The sequence below is a fragment of the Alcaligenes sp. DN25 genome (genome assembly GCF_023674485.1).
GTDB classification, from domain to species: domain Bacteria; phylum Pseudomonadota; class Gammaproteobacteria; order Burkholderiales; family Burkholderiaceae_B; genus Alcaligenes; species Alcaligenes phenolicus.
Map to the genome: position 1 here is coordinate 2,506,237 of NZ_CP098408.1, position 25,835 is coordinate 2,532,071.

Below are 25,835 nucleotides of genomic sequence, written 5' to 3' on the forward strand. Positions count from 1 at the left end.
AAGCTCTCCTAGCGTGCGTATGGGGAATAAGGACTGACCAAAGAGCCCAGCGAGGTATCCAGACCGGCTGGATTGGCTGGCGCAGGCGCTTTGGGTGCCGCAGCGGGAGCTGGACGGCTGACCTGTCCTTGCGAAGCGGCCGAAGCGACAGGAGCGGACGGCTCCATATCCGTACGGCTACCCACCTGACGCACGATCTTGTCCAAAGGCAGATAGATCATGTTGTTATCGCTACGGGTATCAACCAGTACCTTGCTGGTGCTCTCCAGGATTTCCTGAATTGTGGACAGGTACAGACGATCCCGCGTTACACCCGGAGCCTTCACGTACTCGGCCTCGACGCTACCAAAACGGGCAGTATCACCCTTGGCATCACCGATCACACGAGCCTTGTAACCCTCAGACTCCTGCATCATGCGAGCCACTTGACCAGCGGCTTCGGGCAACACCTTGTTGGCATAGGCCTGACCTTCGTTGATCTGACGCTCGCGGTCCTGACCGGCCTTGACGGCATCGTCAAAGGCGGCCTGAACCTGCTCGGGCGGCTGCACGTTCTGGATAGCTACGGTGCTGATCTGAATGCCGGTACGGTAGCGGTCCAGAATGGACTGGGCCAGCTGCTGCACGTCCGATGCAATCTGGGTACGGCCGGAGTACAGCACGGAGTCCATGGGCTGCTTGCCCACGACTTCACGCATGGCGGTTTCAGCCGCCTGACGTACCGACTCGTCCGGATTATTGGTGTTGAACAGGTAATCCGGTGCGCCTGTAGGCAGCAAACGGTACTGAACCACATACTGCATGTCGACGATGTTCTCGTCGGTTGTCAGCATCAACGATTCAGGCAGGACTTTATTGCGTGCACTGCCGCGGTAGCCCACTTCAAAGGTACGCAACTGCGAAATATTCACAGTCTGGTGATCTTCGATGGGAGCGGGCCAACGCCACTGCAAACCGGGATTCAGAGTTTTCGTGTACGCGCCAAAACGGGTAACCACGGCAACCTGACCTTCCTGCACGATGGTAAAGCCACTGGCCATCCACAGACCGACCGCGACCACACCGCCGATGATCAGCAGCTTGGGCGAGCCTTTGGGGATGGATGGGCCATTACCGCTACCCGGAGGCATGCCACCGGGAGGGGAGCGACGTCCCTTTTTGCCGAATAAAGATCCCAAGCGACTGTTGAAGTCACGCCATACCTCGTCGAGGTCAGGCGGGCCATCTTGTTTCTCGGGGCGGCGAGGTGGCTCGGAACCGTTTTTGCCACTGTCTCGTCCCCAACCGGGATCATTGAGATTGAATATTTTATTGTTCAGACGCATTGTTTTCCGCGAAATGACCTGATTCGACGATTGCTGTACGCAAGCCATCCAATCCGATGCGCTCTAAAGCGCTAACAAAGACTCGGGCAATAGTACCATGTTCATCCCGCTCTACCCGTGGCTCATAGCCGGCTTGGTCAATTTTGTTATAGACCAGAATGCGAGGTATTTCATGGGCCCCGATGTCCTCCAGAACCTTATGAACTTCAGCGATTTGTTCATCGCGTTGAGGGTTGGCCGCATCGACCACATGCAGCAATACGTCTGCATGGACGGTCTCTTCCAAAGTGGCCCGGAAAGCGGCAATCAAGGTCGGTGGCAATTCACGAATGAAACCCACCGTATCCGAAATTACGACCTGCCCTGCCCCTTCAATCCAGATACGACGCGTGGTGGTATCCAAGGTAGCAAATAACTGATCAGCTGCGTAGGCATCTGCACGGGTCAAGGCGTTAAATAGCGTGGATTTTCCCGTGTTGGTGTAGCCCACCAGTGACACCGACAAGGTGCCGCTACGAGAACGGGCACGACGTTGGGTGCTGCGCTGGCGTTGCACCTTGGCCAGACGCTCACGCAAGGTACGGACTTTGTCGCCAATCATCCGGCGGTCCATTTCCAGCTGCGATTCACCAGGACCACGCATACCGATACCACCCTTTTGCCGCTCCAGGTGAGTCCACATCCGGGTCAATCGGGAAGTCAGGTGTTGCAGTTGGGCCAGTTCCACCTGCAATTTACCTTCGTGACTTTGCGCACGCAGGGCAAAAATATCCAGAATCAGGGCAACCCGGTCAACCACACGCAGCTCCAGCTTGCGCTCCAGGTTACGCTGCTGAGCCGGGCTCAAGGCATGATCAAACAGCACGACTTCGGCGCCAGTTGCCTTGGCCAGGGCGACAGCCTCTTCCAGCTTGCCCGTACCGATGTAATAGGCAGAATCTGGACGGGACCGACGCACGACCATCAGTTCCATAATCTGGGCGCCCGCCCCTTCAGCCAGCATGACGAATTCTTCAGCATGGGCCTTGTAGTCCAGCTCGCCCATATCCACACTAATTACCAGTGCCTTCAACGCTTGCTCCAGAAACAAAGACCCGCCCGCGGGCACCGCGAGACGGGTCTTTCAGAGTACAAAGAACTGGGTGAGGATTTATTCAGCCTGCTCATCCGCAGCCAAAGTAACGGGGCGTGCAGGAACGACGGTAGAGATCGCGTGCTTATACACCATTTGAGTGACTGTATTGCGCAGCAGTACGACATACTGATCGAAGGACTCGATCTGACCTTGCAGCTTGATGCCGTTGACCAGGTAGATCGACACAGGGATATGCTCCTTGCGCAGCGCGTTCAAAAACGGGTCTTGTAGAATTTGCCCTTTATTGCTCATTGGTGAGGCTCCGGTTATGTTGTTTTTCCAGAAATGGAAGCGAATCCCACTACTTTACCGGGTTTTCCCTGAATTCGCACGTTCCAAACTGGAGATTTTTATCTAATAAGTGTATATCAGGCGCCTTGCCCTAAAATCTGCCGCAAACTGTTGCACAGTCGGGCACATTGCTCGGGCGATCCTACCGTAATACGTAAATACTGCTCAATGCGTGGCTGACGGAAATGGCGAACCAAAATCCCCTGTTCACGCAAGGCCTGCTGAATACCAGCTGCCGAATGCTTAGGGTGAGTTGCCATCAAAAAGTTCGCTTTCGAGGGCAAAATCTCGAAACCCAGCTGCTCCAGATCAGCGCGCAACTGCTCGCGTGCATCAATCACAGCCTGGCATTGACGGTCAAAATACTCCGTATCCTTCAAGGAAGCTACCGCACCCACCTGGGCAATCGTGTCCATGGGGTAGGAGTTGAAACTGTCTTTCACCCGCTCCAGCGCCTGGATGATATCGGCGCTGGCCAGGGCATAACCCACACGCAAGCCAGCCAGAGCGCGCGACTTGGACATGGTCTGAATGACCACCAGATTGTCGTATTTTTCCAGCAAACCAACCGAAGAGGTACCGCCGAAATCGACGTACGCCTCGTCCACCACCACCGTGGTGTCCGGGTTGGCAGCCAGAATGGCTTCTATATCCGTCAAGCACAAAGGAATGCCGGTAGGCGCATTAGGGTTGGCAAAAATAATGCCGGCAGGTGGCAGACTGCGCTTGCGCACATAGTCCTGCACATTCAACGTGAAGTCCTCGCGCAGCGGCACGATATCCGCAGGCACACCGAAGTACGAACAGTAAGTGGTGTAGAAGCTGTAAGTGATATCGGGCAGCAGGACCGGGCGCACGCCACGCAGGAACAAGGCGCTGAACACATGGGCCAGCACTTCGTCCGAGCCATTGCCCAAAAAGACGTTGTTAGCTTTCACACCGTGGTTGTGCGCCACAGCATCACGCAGTTCCTGCGCGCTATAGGAAGGGTAAAGACGCAAATCATCGGTCGCCGCCTGGCGGATCGCTTCCAGCGCTTTAGGCGACGGACCGAAAGGATGTTCGTTTGTGTTCAGCTTCAAGAGGTTATCCAGCTTGACCTGCTCACCCGGTACATAGGGTGAAAGCCCCGCTACATGATCACTCCACAAACGGCTCATTACGCGTCCTTCAGATAAGGGTTTTTAGATGATTTGAATTCGATGCGCAAAGGCGTGCCTTCCAGCTTGAAGGCCTCGCGAAAACGCGTCTCCAGATAACGGCGGTAACTGTCCGAAATGGCATCCAGGGCGTTGCCGTGAATCACCACGATCGGCGGGTTCATGCCACCTTGGTGAGCATACCGCAACTTGGGACGGAAAATGCCCTTGCGCGGTGGCTGTTGCTGTTCCACCGCTTCTTGCATGACGCGAGTGAGCTTGGGCGTGGACAGCTTGGAGAAGGCAGCCGCATGCGCGGCATTGACCGACTTGAGCAAGGGATTGATCCCCTGCCCTTTCAAGGCCGACAAGGTGTGCATCTTGGCAAAGTTCAGGAAGCGCAATTTGCGATCGAACTCGCGCTTGATCCACTCGCGCTGGTACTCGTCCAGGCCATCCCACTTGTTGATGCCCACCACCAGTGCACGACCGGTTTCCACCACGAAGCCCGCAATGCTGGCGTCCTGGTCGGAAATTTCGGTGTGAGCGTCAATCATCAACAAGACCACGTTACACGCTTCAATCGCCTGCAAGGTCTTGATAACGGAGAACTTTTCAACTGCTTCAAATACCTTGCCGCGCTTGCGCAAACCGGCCGTGTCGATCAGGGTGTATTCCACCCCATTGCGCTCGAACTCGATCTCAATGGCATCACGCGTCGTACCGGGCTGGTCAAACGCAATCACGCGATCTTCACCCACCAAGGTATTGATCAAGGTGGATTTACCCACATTAGGGCGGCCCACAATCGCCAGCTTGATACGGTGCTGAAATTCATCGTCATCCTGGCCATCCTCTTCAGGCTCAGGATTGGGCACTTGCTCCAGTGCCAGGTTGATCAGCTCTTCCACGCCATCGCCGTGGGAAGCGGAGATCAGGTAAGGCTGACCCAGGCCCAGTTCGTGGAATTCCACGCCACCGGCCTCGTAACGCATGCCTTCGGCCTTGTTGACGGCCAGCAGCACTTTCTGCCCCAGCTTGCGCAGCAACTGCGCAATTTCCAGATCCAGTGCGTTGACGCCCTCACGGGCATCGACCAGAAAGACGACCACGTCAGCTTCGGCAATCGCCTGCTGGGTCTGACGAGCCATCTCCAGCAACATGCCGGTTTTGGCCACAGGCTCGAAACCACCCGTATCGACCACGATATAGGGGCGGCTGCCAACCCGGCCTTCGCCGTAATGACGGTCGCGGGTCAGACCAGGGAAGTTCGCCACCAGAGCCGCGCGCGAGCGCGTCAGGCGGTTGAACAAAGTGGACTTGCCGACGTTGGCCCGACCGACCAAAGCCACTACGGGCTTAAAAGAAACGCTTTTCAATTGATTCCAACCAAGACCAAATTACCATTGCCGGTCTGGACCAGGACCCCACGCGGGGTTCCGATCAAAGGCGACACAATGGCACCACCGCCGACACTGACCCGGCCCAACAAGGTGCCGTCCAGTCGCGATAGAAAGTGAACATAGCCTTCCATGTCACCGGCGGCGAGCGCCTGGGGCATGACGGCCAAAGGAGCCAGACCACGGTTACGCAAAGCATTCTGCTTCCAGATGGTTTGCCCGTCTGTCATGGCAAACGCTTCAATCTGGTCGCGGCTATTGGCGGCATACAACATATGGTTGTCCGCTGCGATACCGGTACCGGCCGAAAATTCCCTATCCCACACCAGTCGTCCACCTTGGGAGACGTCAAAGCAGGCAACACGACCTTGGTAGGTTGCACCGCACAGCAGGGGATCGACGACCTGGGGAGCACCCACGACGTCATTAATGCGCTCCAGGTCCGTCGCGCCGCGGGAGACAGAAATACTGCCTTCCCACACCAGATGACCTTGAGCTGCGTCAATGGCCATCAAACGGCCGTTGGGCATTCCTGCCAACAACAAACCATCAATAATGCGCATTTGCATGCTGGTTTTCAGCGACAAGGCGGGGCCAGGACGCTGCAGACTCCAGCGCAGATCACCTGTGCTGGCATCAAATGCCTGCAAGCGGTAGTCGCTGGTACGCACCACAACCACACCGGCACCCACAGCAGGCGGCACATTCACAGCGCTGCTGCTACGACTGCGCCACAACTCCTTGCCCGAGTCGTCAAACGCAATGACGTTGCCGTCCACCGAAGCGACCGCAGTCACCACACCATCCGAACCTGCACCGGCGGTCAACTTCTTGCCGGCATTGGCCGACCACTGCACGCGACCCGTATCCAGATCAACCTTGCTGACCTGACCCGAGACCGTCGCGGCGTAGACCGAGGAGCCACTGACTTGCGGTGCAAATCCGGAGTCTGCGCCGCTACCAATCGAGGTACTCCAGCTGATCTTGGCGGCCACACCAGGGGTGTATTCCGTCAGGGGCGTAGGCTCGAAACGAGGATCCTTGCTGGAGAACATGGAGCAACCGGCCAAAGCGGTCAGGCTCAGGGCCAGAGCGCTCAAGCGCAGGACACGCATGGCAGAGGATGGGGATTTGCGAATAGTAGGAAGAGACATGAATTAAGCTCCTGCCAAGGCATCAAGTTTGATCTGTACCAACTGCGAAATAGGGTCTTGCTTGAGCAACTCCACGGCCTGCGTCCAGGCTTCGCGTGCTGCATCGTTCTGCCCTTGAGCGGCCAGAATATCGCCTTTGCGATCCGCAAACAGACCGGCAAAGCTGGCAGGAGGATTTGTCAGCTGAGCCAGGGCATCATCGTAATTCTTCTGTTCCAGCAAGATACCAGCCAGACGCAAACGCGCCAGCGGAGTCAGCGCCGGGTCGTGATTGGTTTTGACCATCCACTCCAGTTGCTCACGAGCAGGCGTCAGATTGCCGCGTTGCTGCAAAGCCTGGGCAGCCAGCAAGACACCGCGGGAGGTGTAGCCAGACTTGGGGAAATCGTTACGCAAGGTTGTGCTGGCAGCCAGCACGCGGGCATCGGCCTCTTCGCCGGTCTGGGCAGCCGCACTTTCCAGCGCCTCAAAGTAACCCATGGCCTGACCGGCCTGATGCCCCTGGTACCACTGCCAACCGCGCCAGCCGGCTACCGCCGCCAAGGCAGCAAAAGCCAGCACGATGCACAAGGTGCCCCAGCGGTCCCACCATGCTCGCATGGCATCTAGTTTTTCCTGTTCTTCAAGATCGTAGGCCATGCTCAAATCCTTGCTGACAAAACACTGGCGAGTTCAGAAAATTCAACAGACTGTTGCTGCTCGGCGCCATCCGCAGCACGCAACCATTTCACACTGGCCTGTTCTTTTTGGAGTTCGTCGTCACCCAAAATAACGGCGGCCTGCGCACCACTGGCGTCAGCCCGTTTGAACTGGGACTTGAAGCCGCTGGAGCCTGCATGGACTATCACCTGCAAACCGGCATCACGCAATTGCTCGGCCAACAGCGACGCCTTGCGCTGCGCTGCCTCACCCTGGTGAACCATATACACCTGACATTCGGGGATGGCTGGCTGCTCGCCATCTTGCGAGCACAGGTCCAGCAAGCGCTCCATACCAATGGCAAAACCTACAGCGGGCGAAGGCTTGCCACCCATCAATTCGATCAGGCCGTCGTAACGGCCACCGCCGCACACCGTCCCTTGAGCACCCAGGCGATCCGTTACCCACTCGAACACGGTCAGATTGTAATAATCCAGACCACGCACCAAGCGCGGGTTCAATGTGTAGGCAATACCGGCATCATCCAGACGATCGCAGACGCCCTGGAAGTGAGCACGAGACTCTTCACCCAGGAAGTCGAACAAACGTGGGGCCGCATTGGCCATTTCCTGCATGGCCGGATTTTTGGTATCCAGCACGCGCAAGGGGTTGGTATACATGCGACGCTGGGCCTCTTCGTCCAGCACATCCTTGTGCGCTTCCAGGTGCTCGATCAAGGCCGCACGGTGGGCGGCACGCTCTTCAGCCTGACCCAGGGAGTTCAGTTCCAGACGGATGTCCGTCAGACCCAGCTTCTTCCACAAACGAGCCAGCATGACGATCAGCTCGGCATCGACGTCCGGCCCTGGCAGACCCAACGCTTCCACGTCGATCTGATGGAACTGACGGTAGCGGCCACGCTGCGGGCGCTCATGGCGAAACACCGGTCCCATCGCATAAACCCGATGAGGGCGATCGTACAAGAGATTATGTTCGATAGTGGCGCGCACCATGCCCGCCGTAAATTCGGGACGCATGGTGAGCTTGTCGCCGTTGAGCGAATCGGTAAAGGAATACATTTCCTTTTCGACAATGTCGGTGACTTCGCCAATACCACGAGCAAACAGCTGGGTATGTTCCAGCACGGGGGTACGCATATTGCGATAGCCATAGCTGGCCAACCATTCCCGCACCAGAGCCTCCAGGGCTTCCCACTGTGCGCTTTCACCCGGTAAGGTGTCTTTCATGCCCGTCAGGGCGCGGAGCTTTTGAAACTGCTGCGTCATAATTCTAATGGTTTGCTCGCCATAGACTGACAAGCGTGTTGATCAAACCGTTGATGTTTTGCCGTAGCGGCGCTCAACGTAATTCTGGACAATGGTCTGAAATTCCTGAGCGATAGTATCACCCTTCAGGGTCACCACCCGCTCGCCATCCACATAGACGGGTGCCGAAGGGACTTCCCCGGTTCCTGGCAAGCTGATGCCAATATCGGCGTGGCGGCTTTCCCCCGGACCATTGACCACACAGCCCATCACCGCGACGTTCATGGTTTCCACGCCGGGATACAGATCCTTCCAGACGGGCATCTGGTCACGCAAATAGCTTTGAATATCGTTGGCCAGCTCCTGGAACACCGTGCTGCTGGTGCGACCACAACCCGGACACGCCACCACCATAGGGGTGAAAGCACGCAAACCCATGGTCTGCAAGATTTCCTGAGCCACCACCACTTCACGAGCACGATCGCCACCGGGTTCAGGAGTCAGGGAAATACGAATGGTGTCACCAATGCCTTGCTGCAACAAGACAGCCAAGGCGGCGGTGGAAGCCACAATCCCCTTGCTGCCCATCCCCGCTTCGGTCAGACCCAGATGCAAGGCGTAGTCACAACGAGCCGACAAATCCTGGTAGACCGTGATCAGGTCCTGCACATGGCTGACCTTGCAGGACAGAACAATACGGTTGCCCGACAGCCCCAGTTCCTCGGCACGCTGGGCGTTGCTGATGGCAGAGATAACCAGAGCATCGCGCATCACCGCCTGAGCCGTCCAGGGATGAGCACGCTCGTTATTTTCATCCATCATGCGGGCCATCAGTTCGTGATCCAGGCTGCCCCAGTTCACGCCAATTCGCACGGCCTTGTCGTAACGGCAGGCGATTTCGATCATCTTGGCGAAATTATCGTCCCGGCGCTTGCCACCGCCCATATTGCCCGGATTGATCCGGTACTTGGACAGGGCCTGAGCACACTCGGGGTAATCTGCCAGCAATTTATGGCCGTTGTAATGGAAGTCCCCCACCAAGGGGACATTTACGCCCATGCGGTCCAGCTGCTCGCGAATGGCAGGCACTTCACGGGCCGCTTCGGGGGTATTGACCGTAATACGCACCATTTCAGAACCGGCACGCGCCAGTTCCTTGACCTGGATAGCCGTTGCAATGGCATCGACCGTATCCGTATTGGTCATGGACTGCACCACGACTGGCGCCGAGCCCCCCAGTTTCACAACATGATCACCCCAGCGCACATCAACCGTACGCGTCACCCGCTTGGGTTGGGCCCCCACCGGCAGAGGTTGGCAAGCAGAGGGAGTTTCGGGACCCTGCGTCATTTCTTCAAGTCCTTGAGCCAATCGAACACCAGCCACTCTTCGGGAACCCAGCCCCGATCAATGGCGTAAAAACCAGCGACCAACAGCAAAACAATAATGATAAGAATCCAGATCCAGCCAAACCCGCCGCGCGAGTCCGAATACAGGCTCAAGTCCGCACTGGACAAGCCCGCACCCGAATGATTGCGCGGCACGGGCTTGGGCGCAGCGGTATCGCTGACCTGAGCTTCCAGCATGACCAGCACAGCCGATACGTCGGCCTCCAGAAAGCGCGCGTAATTGCGCACCATGCCCCGCAACGGCTGCCCACCGGGCAACTGGTCCCACTCCTGGGCCTCCAGGGCCTCTAGCTGGCGAACCGAAAACTTCAGGCGAGTGGAGGCTTCGTTCAGCGTACAGGATCGCGCCAGACGCAGTTCACGCAATGTCGGGCCTACACCTGAGTCCGTTTCCGGAGCCGATTGGTTGGAGGGGACCAGAGTCTCGCTCATGCACGTTCCTGTTTGATTTGAATGACAGCACGATCAGGCAAACGTTGTTCGATACGGGTGCGATCACGAATATCGCCCGCCAACTGTCCACAAGCGGCAGCAATATCATCGCCGCGCGTCTTGCGCACTGTGGTTACCACCCCACCATCCATCAGCCGTTGGGCAAACTGTTTGACCCGTGCAGCTGAAGAGCGTTTCAGACCGGACTGCGGAAAAGGATTGAAAGGAATCAAATTAAATTTACAGCGCACAATGCGTGCGATGTCCAACAGTTCCTGCGCATGCTGGTCGGCATCGTTGATGCCGTCCAGCATGATGTATTCAAACGTGATGAAGTCACGCGGCGCGTGCTCCAGATAGCGATTACAGGCATCCAGAAGCTCGGCCAGCGGGTACTTCTTGTTCAAGGGCACCAGGCGATCACGCAACGCATCATTGGGCGCGTGCAGCGATACGGCCAGTGCGACCGGGCAATCTTTGGCCAGACGATCCATCATGGGCACCACCCCGGAGGTGGAGACCGTCACGCGGCGGCGCGACAGACCGTAGGCATTGTCATCGAGCATCAGGCGCAAGGCACCGAGCACCTGATCGTAATTGAGCAAGGGTTCGCCCATGCCCATCATGACCACATTGCTGATAACACGTGTGCTGGTTTGCTCGGCATCGCCAATACGGGCGGTTTCCGGCGCATTCAGCAAAGCACGGCGAGCAAACCACAGCTGACCAATGATTTCAGAGGTCGTCAGGTTGCGGTTGAAGCCTTGATAGCCCGTGGAACAGAATGGACAGGCCACCGTGCAGCCAGCCTGGCTGGAAATACACAGGGTGCCCCGGTCGTCCTCGGGAATGAAAACCGCTTCGACGGCGTTATTGCTGCCTACATCAAACAGCCATTTACGAGTGCCGTCGGTAGAAATATGTTCGTGCGACATGCTGGGCGCGGTGACAACGCAATTAGCGGTCAGCTGCTCGCGGAACTCGCGCGCCAGATCCGTCATCTGCCCAAAATCGTCTTGTTGACGCTGGTGTATCCAGCGCTGCAATTGGCGCGCGCGGAAAGGCTTGCCACCCCATTGGGCGACCAGTTCAACAAGTTGCTCCGGGCCCAGGCCCAGAAGGTTAGTAGGTTCGAGCGATGACATAAAAAAAATAATACCTTCACGCGGTCTGGCTATTACTTTCTTGCAGGAAGGCAAAAAAGCCTCTTTTTGCGGATTTGCCCGGCACACCCATTCCGGTGTGCCGGGCAAGTCTTGCTTAGAGTGCCGCCAGTACTGCGCGGTTTAACGAATTAACGGCTGTAAACGTTGCACTCTGGGAAGAAGAAAGCGATTTCGACAGCAGCGGTTTCAGGAGCGTCGGAACCGTGAACGGCGTTAGCGTCGATGCTTTCAGCGAAGTCAGCACGGATGGTGCCAGCGTCAGCTTTCTTGGGGTCGGTAGCGCCCATCAGTTCGCGGTTCTTGGCAATGGCGCCTTCGCCTTCCAGAACTTGAACGAACACAGGACCGGAAACCATGAAGTCGACCAGATCCTTGAAGAAAGGACGCTCGGCGTGCACGCCGTAGAAGCGCTCGGCTTCGCCACGGGACAGGTGAACCAGGCGACCAGCGATCACTTTCAGGCCAGCGCCTTCAAAGCGGGAAATAATCTGACCGATCACGTTTTTAGCAACAGCGTCGGGCTTGATAATGGACAGAGTGCGTTCAATAGCCATGTGAAAATCCAAATAAGAACAATATAGTGTAGTCTTTGCTGCGTAAAGCAAAATGCAGATCCGACGGTTCGCGCTAAATTTTTTAATGAAAACAAGCACTTTCATCAGATTTACGGCAACCCGGCATTTTACCACGCCAAAGACGCACGGCCACATCTTAAAATAGTGCATCTTAAATTCGTTTTTTACCCAGGATTAGTCCCGCCCTATCTGGCACTGAACGTGCAATAAGGGGCAGGCAGACCGCATCACCATGACCAACTCATCCGCTACGACCTCCGACGAGCAATTATCCAAGAGCTTTGAACCCCAGGAAATCGAAACGCGCTGGTACGCGCGCTGGGAGCAAGCCGACCTTTTCAAGGGTGGCCAACATGTCCAGCCCTTGGGTGATCATCAGTCCGAACCCTTTGTGATCCAGTCCCCACCACCAAACGTCACCGGGACTTTGCACATGGGCCACGCCTTTAATCAGACCATCATGGATGGCCTGACGCGCTACCACCGCATGAAAGGCGACGATACGGTCTACATTCCCGGTACCGACCACGCCGGGATTGCGACCCAGATCATCGTGGAACGCCAGCTTGATGCCCAGAACATCAGCCGCCACGACCTGGGCCGCGAGAAATTCCTGGAAAAAGTCTGGGAGTGGAAAGAGAAGTCGGGCAATACCATTACCGGCCAGTTCCGTCGCCTGGGCGCGTCCTGTGACTGGAGCCGCGAATACTTCACCATGGACGACAATCTGTCCCGTGGCGTGCTGGAAACCTTTGTCCGTCTGTACGAGCAAGGCCTGATTTACCGCGGCAAGCGCCTGGTGAACTGGGACCCCGTGCTGGGCACCGCCGTGTCTGATCTGGAAGTGGTCAGCGAGGAAGAAGACGGCCATCTGTGGGAAATCAGCTATCCGCTGACCACACCTCAAGGCGGCCTGACCCACCTGACGGTGGCCACCACTCGTCCGGAAACCATGCTGGGCGACGTTGCCCTGATGGTGCATCCTGAAGACGAGCGCTATATCGGCCTGATCGGTCAAACCGTTACCCTGCCCCTGGTTGGCCGTTCCATCCCGATCATTGCAGACGACTACGTAGACCCGGCCTTTGGTACCGGCGTGGTGAAGGTTACTCCTGCCCACGACTTCAATGACTACGCCGTTGGCCAGCGCCACGGCCTGGAAATGATCAGCATCCTGACGCTGGATGCCCATATTGCCGACACCGCCCCCGAAGCCTACCAAGGCCTGGAGCGCTTTGCTGCACGCAAGCAAATCGTGGCCGACCTGGAAGCCCAGGGCCTGCTCAAGGCCGTCAAGCCACACAAACTGATGGTGCCACGCGGCGACCGTACCAATACGGTTATCGAACCCATGCTGACTGACCAGTGGTTTGTCGCCATGAGCAAGCCTGCACCTGAAGATTCCCTGCACCCTGGCAAGAGCATCACCCAGGTTGCCCTGGATGTGGTGGCCGATGGCCGTGTGCGCTTCTACCCCGACAACTGGTCCAACACCTACAACCAGTGGCTGAACAATATTCAGGACTGGTGTATTTCCCGTCAGCTGTGGTGGGGTCACCAGATTCCCGCCTGGTACGCCGAAGACGGCAGCCTGTTTGTCGCCCGCTCCGAAGAAGACGCTCTGGAGCAAGCCCGTGCCGCTGGCGTGACCGGCCCGCTGCGCCGCGACGAGGACGTACTGGACACCTGGTTCTCCTCTGCCCTGGTGCCCTTCACCGATCTGGGCTGGCCTGAAGAAACCCCGGATCTGGCTCGTTACCTGCCCTCCAGCGTGCTGGTAACTGGCTTCGACATTATTTTCTTCTGGGTGGCCCGCATGGTCATGATGAGCATGCACCTGACCGGCCGCGTTCCGTTCAACACCGTCTATGTTCACGGACTGGTGTGCGATATGGAAGGCAAGAAGATGAGCAAATCCAAGGGCAACACGATTGACCCGGTGGATTTGATCGACGGTATCGACCTGGAAAGCCTGATACACAAGCGCACGTTTGGCCTGATGAATCCCAAGCAGGCTCAAAGCATTAGCAAGCGCACCAAGAAGGACTATCCCGATGGCATCCCCGCCTTCGGTACGGACGCGCTGCGCTTTACCATGGCCGCTTACGCCACCCTGGGTCGCAACATCAACTTCGACATGAAGCGCTGTGAAGGCTATCGCAACTTCTGCAACAAGCTGTGGAACGCCACCCGCTTTGTGCTGATGAACACCGAAGGCCATGAACTGCATACCGACGCTGCTGCCGAACTGAGCTTTGCAGACCGCTGGATCATCAGCCTGCTGCAAGGCCTGGAACAGGACGCCGAGCGCGGTTTTGCCGACTACCGTTTCGACAACGTCGCCAACGCCATCTACCACTTTGTCTGGGACGAGTACTGCGACTGGTACCTGGAACTGGCCAAGACCCAGATCCAGAACGGCACGCCCGAGCAGCAGCTGGGCACCCGCCGCACCCTGATCCGTGTCCTGGAAGTGGTGTTGCGCGTGGCACACCCCATCATCCCGTTCATTACGGAAGAGCTGTGGCAGAAAGTCTCGGTGGTAGCTGGCAAACGTGCTGCCAATGAAACCACCAGTATTTCGGTCCAGCCCTACCCTATCGCCAATCCGGCCGCCATTGATGAACAGGCCATGGCACAGGTTGCAGAACTGAAAGCCCAAGTGGACGCGATTCGCGCCTTGCGCGGGGAGATGAACCTCTCGCCCGCTCAGCGCGTGCCACTGGTTGCCCAAGGTGATGCTGCAATCCTGAGCGCCAACAGCCCCTATCTGGCCAGCTTGTGCAAACTGGAAAGCGTGGAGATTGTGGACCAACTGCCCACCGACGCCGGCGCCCCAGTACAAGTGGTCGACACCACTCAGCTGATGCTGCACGTAGAGATTGACGTGGAAGCGGAGCGCATCCGCCTGTCCAAGGAAATCGAACGTCTGCAAGGCGAGATCAACAAAGCCGAAGCCAAACTGGGCAACGCCAGCTTTGTAGAACGTGCACCTGCCGCCGTGGTTGAACAGGAGCGCCTGCGCGTGGCTCAATTCGGTGAGACACTGGCCAAGGTGAAACAGCAGTTTGATCGTCTGGGCTAATCGCCTGAATCAGGTCTCGGTGACGAGAAAAGGCCCTGCACGAGTGCAGGGCCTTTTTGCATCTATGGTCCTTCAATCCAGCGGCACTATTCCGATTACTCGTAACACACCCTCGCTGTTCATACGAAACAGAAGAACACAGGAGCATCACACCAGCGCAGACCGGTCGCGCACAGAAGCCATCCCGCACTGACACAACAAGAAAAAGCGAAGCCATCCTGAGCGCATCACCTCTTGTGGTGTATTTTCCGGGCTATCCGCAAAAACGCCTGAGCAGCTGGAGAAAGCCGCTCGAAATTCAGAGCCGCCAGAGCAATTTCACGAGGCCTACACGGCTCCAGGCTGCGATAAATCACCCCTTCTGGTGGCTCCGGCAAGGCCAGCCTGCCCGCGATGGTCACAGCCACTCCTTGCGCGACAAAGCCCAACATGGAGGACAACTGCTCGAAATGGAACAAGGTCCTGGGGACCGCCCCTGCTGCCGCCAGAAACTGATCTACATGCGGGCCAGAGCCTGCCGCAGTCCGAATAAACGGCAAGTCATGGAAGTCACTGGCAGAAACACGGGCGCAAACGGCCAAACGATGCTCTGCCGGCAGCACGGCCACCAGCTCATCCTGGGCCAAGGGCAAGCAGTCAAAGCGATCATCTGGCAAGATCACAAAGCCCAGCTCCACACGCCGCTCCAGCAGCCACTGCGCCACTTCACTATCAATACCCTCATCAATCTGCACCTCCACTTCGGGATGCGTCTGCCTGTAGCAAGCCAATAAATGCGGCAGCAAATGCAAGGACGAGGAAGCCCCAAAAGAAGCAATACGCAAGGTGCCACGGGCAATTCCCTGCTCGTAGCAGGCCTCCTGATGCAAGGCCTCTCTCTGCTGCAGGATATCGTTGGCACGTTGCAGCAACTTAGCCCCCACTTCTGTCAGCTCCACTGAGGTCGGGCCACGAGAAAACAGGCAGACACCCAAATCGGCCTCCAGCTGCTTGAGCGCATGACTGACCGCACTTTGCGTCACCCCCAAGGCACTGGCGGCCCGCGAAAAGCTGCCTATCCTGGCCAGCACGGAAAAGATTTCAAGTTGAGTGAAGGTCATGAGCGTTTACTCATTCGACTATGAGGCAATAAAAGTAAATAGTACCCCTGCTGAAATCTTCTCCATAGTGGCTTTAATGAAATCTCCCAACTACTCCGTACACCTAACTCTGATTGGCATGGCCGCTCTGTGGGGAGCTTCCTGGCCCTGGGGCCGAGTCGTAGCGCAAGCCATGCCGCCTTTGGCGGCAGCCAGTCTGCGCTTCCTGATTGCCAGCGTCGCACTGCTGCTTTGGATGAGCTGGAGCGGCCGACTGAAAGCCCTATGCACACTTGACTCCCGAGAATGGCTAGGTCTGCTTAACGCCTCGGCTTTTGGGGTATTTGGCTATTCAATTTTCTTTCTTCTGGCCCTGAAACTGGTGCCAGCAGGCAAGGCCAGCATGGTCGTTGCCCTGAACCCGGTCCTGATCCTGATTCTGGCCTCTTTGTTGTTTCGCGAGCCAGTCAACAAAAAGATGAGCCTGGGAGTAATCCTGGCCGTATCAGGGGCTCTCTATGCCCTGAGTGCCGGCTCTATCAGCAGCCTCATGCCGGGCCAGAGTGGAATAGGCGAGTGGCTATTACTGGGCTGTGCTCTGTGCTGGGTCAGCTACACCTTGATTGGCCGCACCGTACTGACCACCGTAGATTCTCTGACCGCCACTAGCATGACCACATTGATTGGCGCAGTGCTGCTGTCCATCAGCAGCTTGGGGGTGGAGGGTCTTTCGGCCTGGGGCAGCCTGATCCATGCGCCAAGCCAAGCCTGGTACAGCGTATTGGCCTTGGGCCTGGGTTCAACGGCTCTGGCCTTCGCCTGGTATATGCACGGCGTGAAAAGCCTGGGCGCCACATCCGCAGGCGCCTACCTAGCCCTGGTACCGCTGTTTGGCGTTTTACTGTCCAGCCTGTGGCTTAAGGAGGCCCTGAACCCATCCTTGATAGGCGGAGGTTTGCTGGCGATTAGCGGGATGGCCCTGATGAGCTGGGGACGGCAGACACTGAATACCAAGGACAACACCCCTGCGGAAAATTCGCAACTGCAGCTTGGCCAGTACGACTAACAAAGTCACCCAGATACAAAACGGCCCGCATAAAAACGGACCGTTAAGGTTTGGCGAACGCTTTAAACAAAGCTATTCGCTCAAGGAAGCCAAAGATGCCAAAAAGCGCTCGTCTGCCTTGCTAAGTTCGCCACGCTGACGGGCCTGCTCAATCAACTCGGGCCGCCGCAAGGCTGTCAAACGCAGGGATTGCTCACGCCGCCATGCCTGGATACGACCATGATGACCAGACATCAACACGTCGGGCACCGCCTGATCGCGGTATACCTCGGGACGCGTGTAATGCGGGCTATCCAGCAAGCCGCTATTGTCGGCATGGAAAGAGTCCTGACGAGCCGAGTCAGCGTCATTCAACACGCCGGGCAAAAGCCGAATCACGCTATCAATAATCGCCAGCGAGGCAATTTCGCCGCCAGACAGCACAAAGTCCCCCAAAGACAGTTCCTGGGTGACGCGCGCATCAATAAAGCGTTGATCGATACCTTCATAGCGACCGCAAACCAGAACCGCACCGGGACCTTGAGCCAGTTCCTGAGCCACAGCCTGGTCAAAGCGTCGCCCTGTGGGACTTAGCAAAATCACTGCCGGGCTATCGCCACGATCAGCCAAAGCCTGATCCAGGGCATCATTCAAGGGGTCAGCCAGCATGACCATGCCTGGGCCACCGCCGTAAGGACGATCGTCTACGGTACGGTGCACGTCAGTGGTGTAGTCGCGCGGGTTCCAGGTCCGCATCTGCCAGATGCCCTGTTTGTGCGCACGGCCGGTAACCCCAGCCTCGCTGACCACATCAAACATGTCCGGGAACAGGGTCAGGGCATCAAATCGCATGAGGACTCGGCAAGAGAAAAAAGCGGATACGCTTTACAAGGCTCGACCAGTCAGGCCAGAGCCATGCAGGTGCGCAGGATTGAAACGATCAAATCGCCCAGTGGCTGTGCAGCTCGCGGGCGGACATATCCACCGTATGCACAATGGCTTGCACAAAGGGAACCAGCTCTTCAAGCGGCCTGCCCTGTTCGTCCTTTACAGGTGTAAAAACACCTTCGGCATCCCAGGAGCCGCGGTGCACGACCAAAATGGCATGCGCGCCGTTATCCAGCACTTCCACCACTTCGCCCAGGCTTTCAGCCTGGCCGTCCTGCTCGCCAAAGAAGCGGCAGCCGATCAGATCGACCCAATAAAATTCGTCTTCGTCCGCTTTGGGGAAAGCGGCACGGGATACCCAAACGGTATGCCCCTTGAGAGCTTGAGCCAGCTCTCGATTATCCAAACCCTCAAACTGCGCCACGATGGTTGCACCATGCTGCTTTGCGGTTTGTATCTGTCTGGGTGACACAGACGCAAAAACGCCCGCCTGAGATTCAGGCCGGGGCGTTTTTAACCACCATGTCTTTGCATTCAGCAGCGCCTTGGTTTGCATGGAATGCGGCTGGATCTTGACCCAACCACGCACACCATAAGCGGAAACAATACGACCGAGCTCAACAAGGTCAGCAGGAATCGCAGATTGCTTCACACTAAACGCTACTAAAAAAACAGGTGAATCAACTTAGGCAGCCGAAGCAACCTTAGCCGAGTATTCTTTCAACAGGCGAGCCACAGCAGGCGAAACCTGAGCACCGTTGTCGGTGAAGTGCTTAACGCGGTCCATTTGCAGACGCAGGTTTTCATGACCTTCGCCAGCAACGGGGTTGTAGAAACCCAGACGTTCGATGAAGCGACCATCACGGCGTTGGCTCGCCTCGGCGGCTACTACGTTGTAAAAAGGACGCTTTTTGGAGCCACCACGGGCCAAGCGAATTACCACCATTGATAATCCCTTTATTGTGTAAGGTAAACAAAAAATTCTAGCACTATTCTGGCAAGCATGCCAAAAGTAACACGCTAAGATAGCAGATTCAGTGCTAGATACGCAACAGACAAAGCAGTATTCTACCGCCGTCGGCTCAACGACGGCGTAAAAAATGCAGAGTTTTTTCGGCTTGCTGGTCTTGAGCCAACAGTTCGTTGCCAGTTTGGCGACAAAAAGCCTGAAAATCTTGAATGGCGTGCTGATCGGTCGTGATGACCTGCAACACTTGCCCGGATTCCAGCTGTGCCAAGGCTTTCTTGGCACGCAAGATGGGCAAGGGGCATTTCAGCCCACTTGCATCAACCTGCAGATCGCTGTTGGGCAATGCGCCGGTCTCGGACATCGTCATTACGCACCCAATTTACTTTGAACCCAGGCCTGCACCGAGGCATTGGCCTGCGGCAGAACGCTGGCATCGGTACCGCCGCCCATGGCCATGTCAGGACGACCACCGCCCTTCCCGCCCATTTGCGAGGCCACAAAGCCCACCAGATCACCCGCCTTGACCTTGGAGGTCAGGTCAGGCGTCACGCCAGCCACCAGGCTGACTTTGCCGTCTGCCACGATAGACAGCAGGATCACGGCAGACTGCAGCTTGTTCTTCAACTGATCCGCCATTTCGCGCAAGGCTTTGGCTTCCACGCCTTGCAACGTGGCAACCAGCAAGCTGCTGCTGTCATTCAACGGGACAGCCTGAGCCAGCAGATCCTGGCCTGCCGAAGCAGCCAGCTTGGATTGCATTTGTTCGCGCTCGCGCTCCAGATCCTTGATTTGACCTTGCAAGGCGCTGATACGGGCAACCAGACCCTCCGGCTGCGTACGCAGACTGGCAGAAGCGTCGTTCAACAAGCGTTCCTGCGCTTGTACCCAATGCAGGCTGTTGGTGCCGGTGATGGCCTCGACACGGCGCACGCCAGCGGCTACACCGCCTTCCGAGACAATCTTGAACAGGCCAATATCGCCCGTACGTTGAACGTGAGTACCGCCGCACAGCTCGCGCGAGAAACCGATATCCAGTACGCGCACCTCATCGCCGTACTTTTCGCCAAACAAAGCCATGGCACCACCGCTAACAGCGTCATCAAAGGACATCAGCTGGGCTTGCACGGCCTGGTTAGCCAGAACCTGCTCATTCACAATGGCTTCAACCTGAGCGATTTGCTCGGCCGTCATGGCGGCATCGTGAGCAAAGTCAAAACGGGTCTTTTCGGCGTCCACCAGGGAACCACGTTGCTGCACGTGACCGCCCAGCACCTGGCGCAAGGCCTTGTGCATCAAGTGCGTGGCCGAGTGATTACGGATCACGCGCTCACGACGCTCGGTATCCACCTGGGCTTGAACGGTCTGGCCCACTGTCAGCGTGCCTGCGTTCAGCACCCCTTGGTGGCCGAAAACCTGATTGGAAATCTTTTGAGTATCTTGCACTTCAAAGGACAGGCCCTTGGCATCGCTCAAGATACCGGCATCCCCCACCTGACCGCCGGATTCGGCGTAGAAAGGGGTGGCATCCAGAACCACCACCGCTTGCTGACCCTGAGCCACGGACTGCACCGAGGTGCCATCCACATACAAGGCGGTAACCGTGCCGCTGCCTTCCAGGGTGGTGTAGCCATCAAAACGGGTCTGCACACCGGAATAGCTCAAGCCTTCGGCTGTTTTGAACTTGCCCGAAGCGCGTGCCATCTGACGCTGGTTTTCCATGGCAACTTCAAAACCGTCCAGATCGACCTCAATGCCACGCTCGCGGCAGATGTCGGCGGTCAAGTCCACGGGGAAACCGTAGGTATCGTACAAGGTGAACAGCGTCTGGCCGTCCAGCTTGGCATTCTCCGGCAGGTTGGCCAAAGCGCCTTCCAGAATGCGCATGCCATTTTCCAGCGTTTCGCTGAAACGCTCTTCTTCCTGGCGCAGCACTTGTTCGATACGCTCGCGCTGGCTAATCAGCTCGGGGTAGGCTTCGCCCATGGTCAGGCCCAAGTCCTGTACCAAACGGTAAAAGAACAAGCCCTTCTGACCCAGTTTGTGACCGTGACGCAAGGCACGGCGAATAATACGGCGCAGCACATAACCGCGGCCTTCATTGCTGGGGATGACCCCGTCAATAATCAGAAAGCTGCAAGCACGGATGTGGTCAGCAATCACCTTGAGCGAGTTATTGCTCAAGTCGCTGGTCTTGGTTTCGCGTGCGGCGGCCTGAATCAGAGACTGGAACAGGTCGATTTCGTAATTGGAATGCACGTGCTGCAGCACAGCCGAAATACGCTCCAGGCCCATGCCGGTGTCCACACAAGGCTTGGGCAGCGGCGTCATGGTGCCGTCGGCGGAACGCTCGAACTGCATGAACACCAGATTCCATACTTCGATATAGCGGTCGCCGTCTTCTTCAGGCGATCCGGGAGGGCCACCCCAAACGTCAGCGCCGTGATCGTAGAAGATTTCCGAACAAGGACCACAGGGGCCGGTATCGGCCATCTGCCAGAAGTTGTCCGAGTTGTAGCGTACGCCACCCTTATCGCCGATGCGGATGATGCGCTCTTTGGGCACACCAATTTCCGAAGCCCAGATATCGTAGGCCTCATCGTCTTCTTGATAGACGGTGACCCAGAGTTTCTCTGCAGGCAGCTTGTAAACCGTCGTCAGCAGCTCCCAGGCATAGCGAATGGCGTCTTGCTTGAAGTAGTCGCCAAAGCTGAAGTTGCCCAGCATTTCAAAAAAGGTGTGGTGGCGGGCGGTGTAGCCCACGTTTTCCAGGTCATTATGCTTGCCACCGGCACGAACACAGCGCTGAGAGCTGGTGGCACGGTTGTAGGGGCGGGTTTCCTTGCCCGTGAACACATCTTTGAACTGCACCATCCCTGCGTTAGTGAACAGCAAGGTAGGGTCATTGCCTGGTACCAGCGAAGCCGAGGAGACGATGTGATGTCCCTTGGATTCAAAAAAAGAAAGAAACTTCTGACGAATTTCTGAGGTTTTCATTACATGCAACGCGATGGAAAATTTAACTGCCTATTATAAGACGATCAGCCTTGCAGCCCATGCGCGCGCTGCGCTGGCACAACACCTGCCGCCCCGGCAAAGCAGTGAGAAGCCAGGACGCCACACTCCCTGTACGAGCGGCTGCGTAAGCGTCAAATAGTACTGTTTTCAGCGGGCAGAAACAACAATTCCGACCCTGGCGAGTCGGAATGTGAAGGCACCCTGCTCATATTCAGGATGTCGTCCTGACGGGCCAGGAGGCATGAACCCTGGCCCTGCCTCGATCAGGCCTTGGGCTGATAGGGATGATGCTCGGCCCAATGACGAGCAATATCCACACGACGGCAAACCCAGACACGCTCGTGCGATTGCACGTAATCCAGGAAGCGCTGCAAGGCACGGAAGCGGCCAGGACGGCCAATCAGACGGCAATGCAAACCGATGGACAACATCTTGGGGGCTTCTTCACCTTCTTCGTAGAGCACGTCAAACGCGTCTTTCAGGTAGGAGAAGAAATGATCGCCGGTGTTAAAGCCCTGAGGAGCCGCAAAGCGCATGTCATTGCTATCCAGGGTGTAAGGCACGATCAATTGCGGCTTGACCGTATTGTCACTGAGTTGAACCTCGGTCCAGAACGGCAGATCATCACCATAGTAATCGGAGCTGTACAGAAACTGGCCTTCTTCTGCCACCAGACGCAAGGTGTTGGGGCTGTCACGGCCGGTGTACCAGCCTTCAGGGTGATGGCCCAGCAGGTCCGTCAGTACTTTTACGCACTGGCGCATATGCTCGCGCTCCACCTCTTCGGACACGTTCTGGTAGTGAATCCAGCGGTAGCCATGGCAAGCGATCTCATGCCCCAGGCGCACGAATTCCTGTGCCAGCTCGGGGTGACGCTCCAACGCCATACCCACACCGAAAATGGTCATGGGCAAACCGCGTTTCTCAAACTCTTTCAGAATCCGCCAGACACCGGCACGCGAGCCGTATTCGTAAATGGATTCCATGGACAGGTGGCGGTCCGGGTAAGCCGCCGCACCAATGATTTCGGACAGAAACTGTTCAGAGCCCGGATCACCGTGCAGGACGCAGTTCTCGCCGCCTTCTTCATAGTTCAAGACAAACTGCACCGCAATGCGCGCCCGATCAGGCCATTGTGCATGAGGCACGTTTTTACCGTAACCAACCAGGTCACGAGGGTACTTACTCAAGGACATACCGTCTCCGTTTAGCGTTTTACGCTGAGGGCCAGCCAAGGATCAGCAGCACTGCCATCACCCGCTTCGCTCATGCGATGTTCACAATCACTTAAGTGATGATGCATAGCCAGATGCGCGCCGTCGGCGTCGCCCTGACTAAGCTTGTCCAAAATCTCTTTGTGCTCGTAAAACGAGCAAGCCTGTTCGCCAGGTGTGTCGTGATAGGCAATGATGAGCGTGGTGCGGGCGCACAAGGTGTGCATCAGCTCGGTCAACTCGTCGTTGCCGGCGCAGCGCGCCAGCATCACGTGAAACGCGTTGGACAGGCGCAACCAGCTGATGCGGTCGCCGTGTTCAAAAGCGTGCTGTTCACGTTCCACCATTTCATACAGGCCAGCCAGACGCTCCGGCAGATCCGGGTAGCCGATCAATTTTTTCAGAATCAGCGCTTCCAGGTCTCGTCTCAGCTCAAACACATCCCGTGTCTGCTTGGCCGTCGGCTTCCAGATAAAAGCACCACGATTGGGCTCGATAACCACAATCTTGTCGTGTTCGAGCGCAGCCAGCGCTGCACGAACGGTCGCTCGCGAGCACTCGAAAATCGTGCACAGCGTGGCTTCCGTCAGTTTGGTTCCAGGCAAAAGACGACGGTCAACGACCGCATCAAAGATCTGGCTATAAACACGCCCGACCTCAGTATCTGCCATGCCTCCCTCTAGCAGCGAGGAGGCGCTGGGCGCTTGGGATTCACTGCTCATCCCCTCTTGCCGCCGTATCTGAAGCATAGAATTTCTCGTTATTGACTATTGACAATTATTCGGTACCCCGACAAAATCGTCAACATAAATTGTCGACAATCTGATTCCTCAAACAGAGCGACAGTTTCGGGGCCTCAACCCAGCGCACTGATCCTTGCACCGTTGGCCCCCGGCCGGTTCTCAAAACTGGGCTCGCTGGACCTTTTTTGATCACCATAAACCGGAGACATTTATGGGAAAGTTATCAACCCATGTCCTTGACACGACTCAAGGGCGCCCAGCCAGCGGCGTGCGCGTCGATCTTTATTCCATCGAAAACGATCAACGCACTCTGATCAAAACCACTCACACCAACAGCGACGGTCGCTGTGATGAGCCACTGCTGCAAGGCGAGGCCATGCACACGGGCGTTTTTGAACTGGTGTTCCATGCAGGTGACTACTTTGCCGCCAGCGGTGTGGCTCTGCCCGAGCCACGCTTTGTTGACCAGGTCGGCATTCGCTTTGGTATCGCTGATGCCAATGCCAATTACCACGTACCTCTGGTCGTGACCCCCTGGTCCTGGTCTACCTATCGCGGCAGCTGATCGCGTATCCAAGTCGACTTTTCGCTTCTATACGAAACCACTCTGATACGAGATCTTTATGTACGCTTACCTACTTGAGTACGGCAACCTGCTGTTGCGCTGGTTGCACGTGATTGCGGCTGTCGCCTGGATCGGCGAGTCCATCTACTTTGTGATGCTGGACAATGGCCTGAAACCGCCCAAAGGCGAAGAAAGCAAGAAACGCGGTGTGTTTGGCGAGATGTGGGCTGTCCACGGCGGCGGCTTCTATCACAACCAGAAATACCTGACCAACCCGGCTGAACTGCCTGATGACCTGCACTGGTCTTTCTGGAAGTCCTACACCACCTGGTTGTCCGGCTTCTTCCTGTTCGCCCTGCTCTACCTGACCAAGCCCGAGTTCTATCTGGTCAACCCCAACAGTCCCTGGGAATGGGCGGCCCAAATGACAGGCACTCAGGCCAACGTCATGGCCATTGCCTTCCTGGTACTGGGCTGGGTGGTCTATAACGGCCTGTGCCGCCTGATCAGCCCCAACATGAACCGCGACGGCCTGCTAAGCGTGGCAGTAGCCATCATGATGGTGGTCGTGGCTTACCTGAGCGCCCACATCTTCTCGGGTCGTGCTGCGTTCTTGCTGACGGGTGCTGTCATGGCCACCAGCATGTCGGCCAACGTGTTCTTCTGGATCATTCCCGGCCAGCGCCGCATGGTCAAGGCACTGAAAGCCGGTCAGGCGCCCAACCCTCTGGATGGCAAGCGCGGCAAACAGCGTTCGGTACACAATACCTACTTCACGCTGCCTGTCCTGCTGCTGATGCTGAGCAACCACTACTCGTTCACGTATAACAACCCCAATGCGTGGATCATCATGGTGCTGTTCATCTTTGCCGGTGCCCTGATCCGTCAATACTTCGTGCTGATGCACGCTGGCATCAAAAAGCCTGCCTACCCGGCTGCCGGTGTTGTGCTGCTGCTGATCGTGGGTTACCTGGCCGCTCCTGCCAGCTTGAAGGGTGAAGTTGCCAGTGCACCTGAAGCTGCCAACGGTGCGGAAACAATCAGTGTTGCCCGTGTCCAGGAAATCATGGACGCACGATGTGTTCAGTGTCACGCGGTCAAGCCCAATGCCGACTTCGGCTTTACGGCTGCCCCTGCCGGCATGTTGCTCGATACCATCGACAACACGGTACTGCACGCCGAACAGGTCAAGACCGTGGTGCACTCCAAGTACATGCCCTTGGGCAATATGACGCAAATGACCGACGAAGAGCGTGCCGCCATTGCCGCTTGGAGCGGTACCCGCGACTAATGCAGAACAA

24 protein-coding genes are annotated in these 25,835 nt (G+C 56.9%); 4 read left to right on the forward strand and 20 right to left on the reverse strand.

Annotated elements, in window-relative coordinates:
* Positions 1-8: 8 nt before the first annotated feature.
* The 12 genes from hflK to ndk form a co-directional block, all read right to left on the reverse strand.
* Entirely contained in the window at positions 9-1,325 is a 1,317-nt protein-coding gene (gene hflK, locus NBV64_RS11715) for an FtsH protease activity modulator HflK (protein ID WP_250755845.1), read from the reverse strand.
* Positions 1,309-2,397: a GTPase HflX gene (gene hflX, locus NBV64_RS11720; protein ID WP_009455872.1), complete on the reverse strand. Its 1,089-nt coding sequence runs from the start codon at positions 2,395-2,397 to the stop codon at positions 1,309-1,311. Before hflX ends, hflK begins: the two co-directional genes overlap by 17 nt.
* A gap of 78 nt (positions 2,398-2,475) precedes the next feature.
* Positions 2,476-2,712 carry an RNA chaperone Hfq gene (hfq, locus tag NBV64_RS11725; protein WP_003799329.1) on the reverse strand — a complete coding sequence of 79 codons (237 nt, stop codon included), beginning with the start codon at positions 2,710-2,712 and terminating at the stop codon, positions 2,476-2,478.
* Positions 2,713-2,828: 116 nt separating this feature from the next.
* On the reverse strand, positions 2,829-3,911 hold the full coding sequence (hisC, locus tag NBV64_RS11730; RefSeq protein WP_250755846.1) for a histidinol-phosphate transaminase: 1,083 nt from the start codon (positions 3,909-3,911) through the stop codon (positions 2,829-2,831).
* Complete coding sequence (der, locus tag NBV64_RS11735; protein WP_009455876.1) at positions 3,911-5,269, reverse strand: ribosome biogenesis GTPase Der; 1,359 nt, start codon at positions 5,267-5,269, stop codon at positions 3,911-3,913. The genes hisC and der overlap by 1 nt, the downstream gene beginning before the upstream one ends.
* Positions 5,266-6,444, reverse strand: a complete 1,179-nt coding sequence (bamB, locus tag NBV64_RS11740) for an outer membrane protein assembly factor BamB (protein ID WP_250755847.1) — start codon at positions 6,442-6,444, stop codon at positions 5,266-5,268. The genes der and bamB overlap by 4 nt, the downstream gene beginning before the upstream one ends.
* Before the next feature lie 3 nt (positions 6,445-6,447).
* The gene (locus NBV64_RS11745; RefSeq protein WP_009455880.1) at positions 6,448-7,083 is read right to left on the reverse strand and encodes a YfgM family protein; all 636 of its coding nucleotides are present in this window, start codon (positions 7,081-7,083) and stop codon (positions 6,448-6,450) included.
* 2 nt (positions 7,084-7,085) lie between these two features.
* Positions 7,086-8,369, reverse strand: coding sequence for a histidine--tRNA ligase (hisS, locus tag NBV64_RS11750; protein ID WP_250755848.1), 1,284 nt, complete (start codon positions 8,367-8,369; stop codon positions 7,086-7,088).
* A 42-nt stretch (positions 8,370-8,411) separates the two neighbouring features.
* Entirely contained in the window at positions 8,412-9,698 is a 1,287-nt protein-coding gene (gene ispG, locus NBV64_RS11755; RefSeq protein ID WP_035272271.1) for a flavodoxin-dependent (E)-4-hydroxy-3-methylbut-2-enyl-diphosphate synthase, read from the reverse strand.
* Positions 9,695-10,189, reverse strand: coding sequence for a helix-turn-helix domain-containing protein (locus tag NBV64_RS11760; protein WP_035272268.1), 495 nt, complete (start codon positions 10,187-10,189; stop codon positions 9,695-9,697). Before NBV64_RS11760 ends, ispG begins: the two co-directional genes overlap by 4 nt.
* A complete protein-coding gene (gene rlmN / locus NBV64_RS11765) occupies positions 10,186-11,334 on the reverse strand; it encodes a dual-specificity RNA methyltransferase RlmN (protein ID WP_250755849.1) in 1,149 nt (382 codons plus the stop codon). Before rlmN ends, NBV64_RS11760 begins: the two co-directional genes overlap by 4 nt.
* A gap of 149 nt (positions 11,335-11,483) precedes the next feature.
* A complete protein-coding gene (gene ndk / locus NBV64_RS11770; RefSeq protein ID WP_009455885.1) occupies positions 11,484-11,909 on the reverse strand; it encodes a nucleoside-diphosphate kinase in 426 nt (141 codons plus the stop codon).
* Positions 11,910-12,162: 253 nt separating this feature from the next.
* Here ndk and NBV64_RS11775 point away from each other — a divergent pair, with 253 nt between their 5' ends.
* Positions 12,163-15,015, forward strand: a complete 2,853-nt coding sequence (locus tag NBV64_RS11775; protein WP_083053370.1) for a valine--tRNA ligase — start codon at positions 12,163-12,165, stop codon at positions 15,013-15,015.
* Positions 15,016-15,242: 227 nt separating this feature from the next.
* Here the strand turns inward: NBV64_RS11775 and NBV64_RS11780 are convergent, their stop codons facing one another.
* Positions 15,243-16,115 carry a LysR family transcriptional regulator gene (locus NBV64_RS11780; RefSeq protein WP_250755850.1) on the reverse strand — a complete coding sequence of 291 codons (873 nt, stop codon included), beginning with the start codon at positions 16,113-16,115 and terminating at the stop codon, positions 15,243-15,245.
* Between the two features lie 76 nt (positions 16,116-16,191).
* Between NBV64_RS11780 and NBV64_RS11785 the strand changes: the two genes are divergently transcribed.
* Complete coding sequence (locus NBV64_RS11785; protein ID WP_250755851.1) at positions 16,192-17,160, forward strand: DMT family transporter; 969 nt, start codon at positions 16,192-16,194, stop codon at positions 17,158-17,160.
* Between the two features lie 72 nt (positions 17,161-17,232).
* On the opposite strand, the gene trmD is transcribed toward NBV64_RS11785, so the two are convergent.
* The 7 genes from trmD to NBV64_RS11820 all read right to left on the reverse strand — a co-directional run bounded on the left by trmD (position 17,233) and on the right by NBV64_RS11820 (position 23,897).
* Positions 17,233-17,991, reverse strand: coding sequence for a tRNA (guanosine(37)-N1)-methyltransferase TrmD (gene trmD / locus NBV64_RS11790; protein WP_035272257.1), 759 nt, complete (start codon positions 17,989-17,991; stop codon positions 17,233-17,235).
* Positions 17,992-18,079: 88 nt separating this feature from the next.
* Positions 18,080-18,679, reverse strand: coding sequence for a ribosome maturation factor RimM (rimM, locus tag NBV64_RS11795; protein WP_060185248.1), 600 nt, complete (start codon positions 18,677-18,679; stop codon positions 18,080-18,082).
* 33 nt (positions 18,680-18,712) lie between these two features.
* On the reverse strand, positions 18,713-18,973 hold the full coding sequence (gene rpsP, locus NBV64_RS11800; RefSeq protein WP_009455906.1) for a 30S ribosomal protein S16: 261 nt from the start codon (positions 18,971-18,973) through the stop codon (positions 18,713-18,715).
* 136 nt (positions 18,974-19,109) lie between these two features.
* Entirely contained in the window at positions 19,110-19,364 is a 255-nt protein-coding gene (locus NBV64_RS11805) for a sulfurtransferase TusA family protein (RefSeq protein WP_009455909.1), read from the reverse strand.
* Positions 19,364-21,991, reverse strand: a complete 2,628-nt coding sequence (gene alaS / locus NBV64_RS11810) for an alanine--tRNA ligase (protein ID WP_250755852.1) — start codon at positions 21,989-21,991, stop codon at positions 19,364-19,366. The genes NBV64_RS11805 and alaS overlap by 1 nt, the downstream gene beginning before the upstream one ends.
* 284 nt (positions 21,992-22,275) lie before the next feature.
* On the reverse strand, positions 22,276-23,208 hold the full coding sequence (gene puuE / locus NBV64_RS11815; RefSeq protein ID WP_021446474.1) for an allantoinase PuuE: 933 nt from the start codon (positions 23,206-23,208) through the stop codon (positions 22,276-22,278).
* Positions 23,209-23,219: 11 nt separating this feature from the next.
* On the reverse strand, positions 23,220-23,897 hold the full coding sequence (locus NBV64_RS11820) for a GntR family transcriptional regulator (RefSeq protein ID WP_250755853.1): 678 nt from the start codon (positions 23,895-23,897) through the stop codon (positions 23,220-23,222).
* Between the two features lie 283 nt (positions 23,898-24,180).
* Here NBV64_RS11820 and uraH point away from each other — a divergent pair, with 283 nt between their 5' ends.
* Together uraH and NBV64_RS11830 are read left to right on the forward strand one after the other, a co-directional pair.
* Complete coding sequence (gene uraH / locus NBV64_RS11825) at positions 24,181-24,534, forward strand: hydroxyisourate hydrolase (RefSeq protein ID WP_009455919.1); 354 nt, start codon at positions 24,181-24,183, stop codon at positions 24,532-24,534.
* Between the two features lie 58 nt (positions 24,535-24,592).
* Positions 24,593-25,825, forward strand: coding sequence for a urate hydroxylase PuuD (locus NBV64_RS11830; protein ID WP_009455921.1), 1,233 nt, complete (start codon positions 24,593-24,595; stop codon positions 25,823-25,825).
* Positions 25,826-25,835: the final 10 nt, after the last annotated feature.